The 9355-nt window shown below is 34.9% G+C and carries 9 protein-coding genes; 5 read left to right on the forward strand and 4 right to left on the reverse strand.

Annotated elements, in window-relative coordinates:
* Positions 1–721: 721 nt before the first annotated feature.
* The 3 genes from EEJ45_RS17575 to EEJ45_RS17585 form a co-directional block, all read right to left on the reverse strand.
* Positions 722–2485: a gluzincin family metallopeptidase gene (locus tag EEJ45_RS17575; RefSeq protein WP_124566052.1), complete on the reverse strand. Its 1764-nt coding sequence runs from the start codon at positions 2483–2485 to the stop codon at positions 722–724.
* A 31-nt stretch (positions 2486–2516) separates the two neighbouring features.
* On the reverse strand, positions 2517–3761 hold the full coding sequence (locus tag EEJ45_RS17580; RefSeq protein ID WP_124566053.1) for an MFS transporter: 1245 nt from the start codon (positions 3759–3761) through the stop codon (positions 2517–2519).
* A 307-nt stretch (positions 3762–4068) separates the two neighbouring features.
* On the reverse strand, positions 4069–4437 hold the full coding sequence (locus tag EEJ45_RS17585) for a transposase (RefSeq protein ID WP_124566054.1): 369 nt from the start codon (positions 4435–4437) through the stop codon (positions 4069–4071).
* A gap of 671 nt (positions 4438–5108) precedes the next feature.
* On the opposite strand from EEJ45_RS17585, the gene EEJ45_RS18540 reads away from it, so the two are divergent.
* From EEJ45_RS18540 to EEJ45_RS17605, 5 genes are all read left to right on the forward strand, one after another.
* On the forward strand, positions 5109–5279 hold the full coding sequence (locus EEJ45_RS18540; RefSeq protein WP_164464337.1) for a hypothetical protein: 171 nt from the start codon (positions 5109–5111) through the stop codon (positions 5277–5279).
* Between the two features lie 210 nt (positions 5280–5489).
* Positions 5490–6125 carry a cyclophane-containing peptide 2OG-Fe(II) oxygenase YhhC gene (gene yhhC / locus EEJ45_RS17590; RefSeq protein WP_124566055.1) on the forward strand — a complete coding sequence of 212 codons (636 nt, stop codon included), beginning with the start codon at positions 5490–5492 and terminating at the stop codon, positions 6123–6125.
* A 63-nt stretch (positions 6126–6188) separates the two neighbouring features.
* Positions 6189–7127, forward strand: a complete 939-nt coding sequence (locus EEJ45_RS17595) for a hypothetical protein (RefSeq protein WP_124566056.1) — start codon at positions 6189–6191, stop codon at positions 7125–7127.
* Entirely contained in the window at positions 7111–8460 is a 1350-nt protein-coding gene (locus tag EEJ45_RS17600; RefSeq protein WP_124566057.1) for a YcaO-like family protein, read from the forward strand. The genes EEJ45_RS17595 and EEJ45_RS17600 overlap by 17 nt, the downstream gene beginning before the upstream one ends.
* Positions 8461–8473: 13 nt before the next feature.
* Complete coding sequence (locus EEJ45_RS17605) at positions 8474–9217, forward strand: SagB/ThcOx family dehydrogenase (protein WP_164464338.1); 744 nt, start codon at positions 8474–8476, stop codon at positions 9215–9217.
* A gap of 52 nt (positions 9218–9269) precedes the next feature.
* Here EEJ45_RS17605 and EEJ45_RS17610 read toward each other — a convergent pair.
* Positions 9270–9355: IS3 family transposase (locus EEJ45_RS17610; RefSeq protein ID WP_164464214.1), on the reverse strand; the 86-nt coding region annotated here is incomplete at its 5' end.

Consider the following 9355-nt stretch of genomic DNA (forward strand, 5'->3'; position numbering starts at 1 on the left):
CCACTTGAACAGATTTTGCTTTTCCATACTGATCACGCCCTTTTTTAGAGTAATAGTATCAGTATGTCCAAGCTTTAGAGATTAATTGCGACTGTTTTGAGATTTTTGCACCAGAACCCTTCATTTTACCAACTCCTGTCCCTGCCTTTTCTAGTAAACAGTGTAGACAGGAAGGGAAGGTTTTAGGCATCAGAGGCTGAAAAAATTATTCACTTATATATAATCACGAGCCGCCGCATCAATCCTTGGACTATCAAACACCCGCTTCCCTCTTTCTTTCATAGACAAGCGGAAGCCTCCCAACCTCCCCCTTTTGTCAATCATTCTTACGGACTAACCTCCCAAACGCTAGCTATCTCTTAAAGGCTAGTCCTTAAGAACGAATATACACTGTCAAAACAGATCACGGTGGGAACCTCCCTCCTCGTGTCAAATACAATCTCCCCTGGCTGCCACCAAGTAGAACTCCCTTGTCCTACCCCCACCTTAGATTCTTAAAAACTGTGTCTTGACGATGGGATCCACTTTACTTTGAATAAGCGATATATCTCTTCGGGTCCTTGCTTATAAATTTCTAAGAACTTCTTATAGTTTATGCACTTCACCTCCCTTGTCTACTAAAAGGAATATCTGTAGGATCAATATGTACGCACGGTTCTTTCAATCCTTACGCAGATGTCAATTCTTCAATATGGCTGTATATAAATGCATTCATAATAATCTAAATATTAAAATCTTTAATTTTCAAGAAATTTTGTAATTGTGTTTCTACTGATTTTGTAAAAGTACTGGACATAAATTCAATTCCAGTGTATTTAACGAATAAATCTTCTAGCATCATACTTCCGGATTCCGATAAAACCCCCATAAGAATATGAGAGAAATGCCCATTTCTATCCTTAAAAATAGAAAGAAGGAATAGGCTCACTAGATATCCTATGGAATAAGATATATTATAAAAAGAGAAGTTTGTATTATAAAAATGTCTTTGCGTAATCCAGAGGGTAGGGGAATATTCCAAAAGGCAATTATTAAAAACTTCTTGCTGAGATTTCACCATTAGACGAGATAAATCCCTATGATTGTTGATCATACTTTTATTGTCATGCTCAAAGATACGCTTTTCAAACAGGCTACATGAATACATTTCTAATAGATAAAAGGTTGCATCTTGTAGCCTTGTCTCCATTAGAAAAACTTTTTCTTCATGTTTATTGGTTCTAGAAATCATTTCGTTAAAAACTACGTTCTCACAAAATATTGCTATAGCTTCCGCTATACAAAGTGAATAATTATGGTTAAATATATGTAGGTTTCTTATAACATAGTTGTGAAATGCATGACCAATTTCATGAGCTATGGCCAGTACATCTCTAAAACTACCAGTAAAATTAACTGATATTCTCGATTCCCCAATAGCAGCTATATTTAGACAAAATCCACTGTTAGTATAATTATGCTTAGTAACATTAATCCAATTTTCTGCGAATACTTTCTTAGCTACCATATATAAATTTTTATCTATTTCTTTAAAACTAGATAAAATTATCTCTTTTGCATTATCAAATGTAAATCTTAGTTTAATGTCACCAGAATTGACATATAAATCAACCCAGGACAAGTCTTTAATTTCTAACCTGTCTGCTTTCCATTTTAGAAAGTCCAATACAGGTTTCTTTATATTTCTGTGCTCAATTTCAAATTGATTGAAGGATTTTATTGAGATTTTGTTGATGTATTCAAGTGAATAAATAAGATTACCATTTTCGTATGAATTACTATGGTATTTCCTTTTTTTATACTTCATTATTTTTTTGAAAATTATAAATAAATCTTCCGAACCTCTAATCAAGACGGCATTAAGGTTTTGAAAAGATTCTCTTCTTACTCTGGTATCATTACTATTAATATTAGCAAGCAACTCTTTGACAAGTAGCTCTCTATCTTGAAATTCTATACTGGAATTTACTATTGACGAGATCTTTGAATAATATTCTTGTTCATTAACTTTAGCTTCCTGAAGTTCATCTTCGCTAACTTTATTTGAAGAATTCTTATAAAATCCCTTTCTTTCTTTAAGTTGAAAAGAAACTTGCTTAAAGAGTAGTGCTTGATTACTTTCTACTAGGAAATCATAGTCTAGAGTAGCCAATATAGAATTAAAGTTATTATTAACTCTTTGATATAAAGATAAGGCATCATTAAGCTCATTGAGAATCTTATTTGGAATTTCCTGATTGGAATTATCTAATTTTTTACATTTGAGAAAGGAATCTACTTTCCCTAACTTTCTAAGCAGTTTATCAAATTTCTTTAATATGTCCTCTAGATTCTGATATTGCCAATGACTATCTTGTACAGAGACATCTAACTGAGTTTTTAGCTCATCAACATCTTTTTTTAGACTATCTATTTCTAATATTATTTGACTCCATTCTTTATCTTCTTCAAAGATTCTCTCTAAGTTCCATTTTGTATAGGCCACTTATTGTTTCACCCCTTAATTGACTTCTACCTTAACTTACCTGATTTTCAGAATTTAACTCAGAAATATCTTTAAGTTTCTTCACTGGAGTGAATAATGTCCATATAGCAGGTGAGAATGCACCTATAGATATAAGAATTAAAGTATACTTTACTCCTACTACTTCACCTATTATTCCACCTAATAAGGCACCCACAGGCATCAATCCTCTACTTATAAACCTATTACTTGCATTTACTCTTCCCATTAAATGGTTAGGTGTAACAGCTTGTCTTAAGCTCACTTGACTTATAAAGTATACAGTACCACCTAACCCAATACAGATTTGAGATAATACAAGTATTGAGACAAGTATAAGAAAATTCGTTGTTGTGATTGCAGGAACTAATATCACTCCTAATCCCGAAATAAGACTTGCTAATATTATTGTATTGCCTATACCTATAATCTTATTTAATTTTGTAGCAATGGTAGCACCTACTAATGCTCCTATACTCCCGATCCCAACTATTATTCCTAGGGAAGAAGAATTTATTGATAAATTTTTAATAACATAAATCACATATAAAGAAGAGAAAGCACTACCAAAAAAGTTTAATAAAGCTGTACTAACCGAGAGCGAACGAAGAATAGGATTTCTAACAAGGGTAATTATCCCCTCACCAATCTGCCTAAATACCTTCACTTTATTAGGTTTCTGCGGAGCCTCCTCCTTTTTATCAATCTGCATAAGAAATATTACAGAAAACAAATAAGAAAGAGAATCGATTATAATCGCAAAAGGAGCAGAAAAGATTTGGACTAAAAGCCCACCAGCACTAGGACCTGCAATCTGTGCAACTGCCCTACTACCTTCGAGCTTACTATTGCATTCTGTAATTTTATCCTTATCTATTAAAGTAGGTAAATATGAAAGGTATGTTAATTCAAAGATGACGGCCATACTAGCTATAAAAAATTGAACAATGACAAGTATACTAATTGTAAGAGTATCAAGCCAGTATAACAGAGGAACACTTGCGAGCAATACTAAACTGGCTATATTAGACATTATTAATATAGGTCTTCTCTTTCTATTATCTACTAATACCCCTATAAAGAGGCTAAAGAGGAAGAAAGGTAGGGTTGCCATTGCTTGCATAATCCCCATTTCCTTTGGTGAAGCATTTAAGAAAACTACTGCTGTCAAGGGAATTGCTAAAGTTGATATTTGGGACCCTAACATAGAGATAGTCTCTCCAACCCATAGTTTTGAAAAGTCGCTAAATTTAATCATTTATTTACTCCTCTCTACATCTCTAAATAATTTTCGTTATAACTACAGGCGTGTTGATTAACCAAAAATAAGCAGACCTCTCTCTAAGAAATCTCGGACTCACTTGGGCACGAGAGCGGTGGCCCCTTACCAGTCCACTGACAAGGGGGCACAAAGAAGCACACGGGTGAAAGATGCGAATGAGCAGTCACGAAGGGAATGTGGTTTCGCTTGTTGAAAGAGCCATATCAACAATATGTAAGCCAGTAATACCACGTACAACTGATTGAACACAATGTTTTAGTCGTCTCAAATAGCACCGGAACATTCAGATGCTGTTGATCCAACGGAAAAACGTCTCTATGTTCCAGCAGGTTTTATACATGTCGGCAATTCGTTTCGCAGATACGTTCATCACATTTGTCACGACACACATCTTGTTCCCCTCGTCATCTTGGAGGCTCACGACGCGATGCCGTTTCTCCGTACGATTTTGCTTTGTACCAAGTTGACACGTTACATCCCGAAGAACAGGAGAGCTCGGCTCTGCCAAACGCTGTAGCATTTTGGGGCGATGCAGCTTCACGTTTTCCTGCAAACAAATGACAAATAGCTGAATACCCTTGGCAAACTGGTCAAAATGCTTCAATTTACCATACGCACAGTCTTCTACAAGGATGAAATCAGCGTGGGCCAACTGTCATCCGACTGGGCAATTATGTGTCAAACCAATGTTTTCCAAGACTTGAAGCGGTATCTCTGTCGTGGGAGTGTATGCCACATAAAGCTTCACACCTGAACGCTCCCTGCTTAAGGTAAGCGCGCCTTTCCGACCGTCATCGTCGTAGAGTCTACGGTAAGCAAAGGCTTGGGAAACTTCAGTGCCCGTCTCAAAGCGCGGTTGCATTTGCGAACGATGATATGGAACACACGCTTCGTGGGAGAGAACGATATGGCACTTGTTTTCTTGGAAAACGTGGAGTAATGAATGCGTGGGGAACCGTCATCACTGGCAACATCCGCACCATGCTGAAAGCTTTTCCACTCTGAAACAGCTACGGTCAAGAGGTACTGAATGAGCATTTTCACATCCAATTTAGGAATGTGGTAGACTGTTTCAGAGGGAACACCCCTTCTTGAGTTTGTTAGATCGCACTTACATTCTACAAGAAAGGTGTTCTTTTTTGGTTTTTTCTAGTTAATCAAAACGCCTGTTATAACTACATTGTATTATGTTTAAAATTGTTTATCTATGATTTTCAAAAAAATTAAAATAGAAGTATATTTTTTATAAGGGTTAATATTTAGAATATATTGACTATAATGGATATCTAAGTATAAAATTGTATTCAGAAAGGAGGCGATAAAATGGAAAAAGAATTCAAATTCACTGAATTTTCAATAACTTCTCAAGAATGGGATTCTACACCAGCTAGCCATGCTGTAGTAAATCCATCTTCTGACAACGGAAGAAGTTTCTGGACTGGACATCAAACTGAAACAAAAGCTACTGAGGAAACAAGCAAAGAAGAAAAGTAATAAAAGGAATTGTTAAGTAGCTATGTTTCATACTGGCTGTTAATTTTGATACATACACGGAGCTTACCGGCTACAAGGGATAGGCAGAAGCAAGGTTTCCCGTAGCCGAAAAGTTTATGAACATAGCCTACTAAAAAGGAGGGAGTGATATTTCATTATCCACCTCCTTTTATAATTTTAGAAATATAAAAAATTATTAGGAGGATATATATGAACAAGCTATCTAAAATTAGTTCTATTTTGCGTTTTGAGAACATTCAAAGATTTAGCGAGCCATTCACACACTTTAATGTTCAAGAGGTTTTGTCCCATGAAGAAGCCGACAGAATTCTAACATGGCTTGAGACCACAGATATGTTTATACCAAGAAAAGAGCAATTTTATCGTTCCTCAGCCTTTCACTTGTCCCCAGAAAACACCCCTAACGAAGTTGCTGATTTTTTCTCAATAGAAAATCTCTCAGCTATTAAAGTTAAAGTTGAAGATATCTTTGGAGTTAAATTTGAAGACAGATTTACAATTTCAGCTAATAAATATTTACCTGGACAAGGTACTTTAATACATACCGATTATGTAAAGCCTGGTTTTAGGGATCAGTTCTTCTTTACTCATAGATTTCTATTATATCTTAACCGAGGTTGGAAAGAGAAGGATGGTGGTTCTTTGGGTATATTTAACACTCCTAATCCCGAGGATTTATCAAAAGTTATACATCCGATACATAACACGGGAGTGGGATTAGCAATAAATCAGAAATCTTACCATGCAGTAGAAGCTGTACATAGTGGGGAACGATACACACTAAACTTCACCTTTTTATCTGTAAGTGGGGAACATCAAATATAGAAGAATGAAACCTAATATACCAAAAAGGTGTTAATATGAAGAAGATTTGCGAGGAGTGTTCAAATGGATCAGTATTTGTTTAGTAAAGAATTCTCTTTGTTGGAAAAAGATAATGAAATCTGTCTATTCTGGAAGAAGGAGGGTAAGGGTACAATTCTAAGAGGACTGGGTGCACATTTGTTTAGTACCTTATGGGAAAGCTACAAAGATAAAGAATTTTCCTTTCAAGATATATTCAATTTGGAACTAGATTTAGAAAAGGACCTGTTAGAGGATTTTCTAATCCAATTAAACGAAAAGAGAATAATTAATAGGGCAATATCAAATTACACAGAATACAATAAATTCAACCATTTAAATTTATATACATTTGGAGAAGACAGATTATTAGACATATTTGAAGAGAAACTAATAAATTTTATGCAGGAAAGTACAGATAACGACTTTCTTATCAATTTAGATAAACACAATGTAACTTTTTTTAGAAACAAGGATTTAGAATACGTTCAAATTGATAAATCAGCGCTAAACCTCATATTATTACTAGATAATGTACATAACATTCAACAACACTTAAAGCTTAATAACATAGCAGTTTTAAAGGGCGTACCTTTTTTGAGTTGTAGAACTTATGGTACTAATTTTGAGTTAGGACCTTTTGTACTTTCTGGTAATTCAGCGTGTTTTGAATGTTATTGGAATAGACTTCAATCTAGCAATGTAAGAGATATCGTACCAGATTGGGTACTAGAACTATCTCTCAATACTACGGAATCCCACGAAAATGGTGTTTATGGTAAGGCTCTTTATGATTATGCTATAAATGAAACCTGTTTAGAAGTGTTTAGATATATCCATTTAAAACATGTACCAATAACAATTGGTAATGTTTTAAGAAGGGAAATCATTTCTAACAGGATAAGATTTTCTCCAGTAATGGAATTATTTAATTGTAAAACTTGTTTACAGAGTGAGGGGTCATACATTGAACAGTCTATATAGACCGTTTACCGCAGAAAAATTAGTACAGGAAATGGTTAGGAAAGAGCCAAATGCTTTAAACTATCTACCATACTTATCTTCAATGATAGATTCATCTATAGGTATTATTAAATATTTAGGGGAAGAGGAATATCTATGGGGGGATGAACCTAGATTCCCCACAGTACGAGCTGAGTTAACCCCTACTAATTTACTATCAAGTGGAGGATACTTTCATAGTCCTGCAGAGGGAGGGCGTTCACTTGATGTGAGGGTAGCAACTTTAAAAGCCCTTATGGAAGGGGCTGAAAGGTATAGTTTATCTCTCTATGAAAAAGAAAAATTAGATTTTGATAGCTATAACAACCTAATCTACAGTAAAAAGCAAGTTGTAGATCCAACCCTTTTTATTTCACATGATAAAACTTTGAATAAAGAATACAGTGCATATATAAAGGATTCTAAAATGTATTGGACAACTGCTTGGTCATGGAAGAATCAAGACTATATATTAATCCCTGCTCAACTGGTGTATTTACCATATGCTTTCAGTGATAACGAACCAGTTCTAAGGGATCCCCTTACAACAGGTGCCGCTGCTGGCTTTACTTATGGCAAGGCAGTTATGAGGGGATTATTAGAAGTTTTAGAACGAGATGCAACCACAATAATTCATTATTGTTCATTAACAAGATGTAGGTTTAATAAAATAGATTTAAAAAAATACCCATCTATAGATTGGCTTATAAAAGAAATTGAAGCCTGTGATCTAAAATTAGATATTTATGATTACTCTCTAGACCTCCCCGTACCAATAGTAGCAGTTAGAATAATGGACACTTCTGGAGTGGGTCCAGCTATAACCGTCGGTTCTAAAGCTTCCTTTGATATCGTATCAGCTGTTGAGGGTGCATTATTAGAAGCTACATGCTTTAGATCTCCTATGAGGGAGAGAATGAATCATGCTAAAGAAATTTTTAAAGAGTTAATAAATGATTATAATAAAATCATTTCAGGAGAATTAAGAGCATACCTGTGGCTGAATAGGGAAATGCAGGATAAGCTAGAGTATCTGGATAAATCTACTACGTTTAGTTCAAAATTTCAAGATTATAAAGGTTTTAGTTGCAAAAATATTAATAATTTAATTCATTCAACTATAGCAAAAGGACAAGACATTTTAATTACTGACATAGGGGTAAGAGAAATTGATTCTTTCGGTATAAAAGTAGTAAAGGTCATTGTACCTAAACTTCAGCCTATGCATCTCGATGAATCTAACATATGTTGGACTGAGCGCATACACGAGTTTAATAGTTTTGGTTTTAATAAAATTCCACATCCATTTCTATAGAAAAGGAGTGAGTATGTTAATTATGAAAATGACTAATTATTATATGAGTTATCATGAATCTAGTTGCATTGAAGGAAGACACATGAAAAAAGAAACTTGGACAGATTCATCTCACTGGCCAAAAGAATGGACTGAACTAGAATTTAAAACTTACCCTAGATTTCCTGCAATTGAACTGAATAGCAATTATATAACGAGTACCATGTCTTTAGTTGAAGCTCTTCAGGGACGCGAATCTTTGCGCACCTCTTCAGAAGAAATATTAACATTTGAAAAACTTTCATATATACTAAAGTATTCATTTGGATTAAAGAATATCACTCAGAAAAATAGAAGATATTACCCATCAGCAGGTGCTAGATTTCCTTTAGAGTGTTATATATTGATTAACAATTGTGAAAGGATAGAGAAAGGTATATTCCATTACAATGTACTAGATGATACACTCGAAATATTATCAAAGGGTAATTTTAGGGAACAAATTGAGGATATTTTTGGTTTTGAATGGATCAGAGAATCGCAAGCAGTAATATTTCTAGCTGCCCAACTGGGTCGTACAATTGTTAAATATGGAGAAAGAGGCTATAGATTTGCACTCATTGAAGCCGGACATGCTATGCAGAACTTTTGCTTACTTTCTCGTTCAGTTAACCTGTCCACTACAACTGTGGGGGGATTTGCTGATCATAAAGTTTCTAGACTCCTCAGGTTTTCTAAGGATAAAGAGATTCCATTATATTCTGCTGTTATTACATAAACGTAAGAAGCACTGAAGATGAACTGGCCCCCAAAAGTTAGACACGGGTGTGTCAGGCAGCCTCTTGGGCATGAGCCCGGTATTGAACCGGGCTCATGCCCTTTAATTTTGCCTTGATCCGTTTATGGTTGTAGTAGT

Source organism: Ectobacillus antri (assembly GCF_003852715.1).
Classification (GTDB): Bacteria; Bacillota; Bacilli; order Bacillales; family Bacillaceae_G; genus Ectobacillus; species Ectobacillus antri.

What these genes read in the sequence shown, in the direction of transcription:
- EEJ45_RS17580 (WP_124566053.1), bottom strand. Translation starts at nt 3,761, where the DNA reads ATGATTAAATTTAGCGACTTTTCAAAACTATGGGTTGGAGAGACTATC.
- EEJ45_RS18540 (WP_164464337.1), top strand. Translation starts at nt 5,109, where the DNA reads ATGGAAAAAGAATTCAAATTCACTGAATTTTCAATAACTTCTCAAGAA.
- yhhC (WP_124566055.1), top strand. Translation starts at nt 5,490, where the DNA reads ATGAACAAGCTATCTAAAATTAGTTCTATTTTGCGTTTTGAGAACATT.
- EEJ45_RS17595 (WP_124566056.1), top strand. Translation starts at nt 6,189, where the DNA reads ATGGATCAGTATTTGTTTAGTAAAGAATTCTCTTTGTTGGAAAAAGAT.
- EEJ45_RS17605 (WP_164464338.1), top strand. Translation starts at nt 8,474, where the DNA reads ATGTTAATTATGAAAATGACTAATTATTATATGAGTTATCATGAATCT.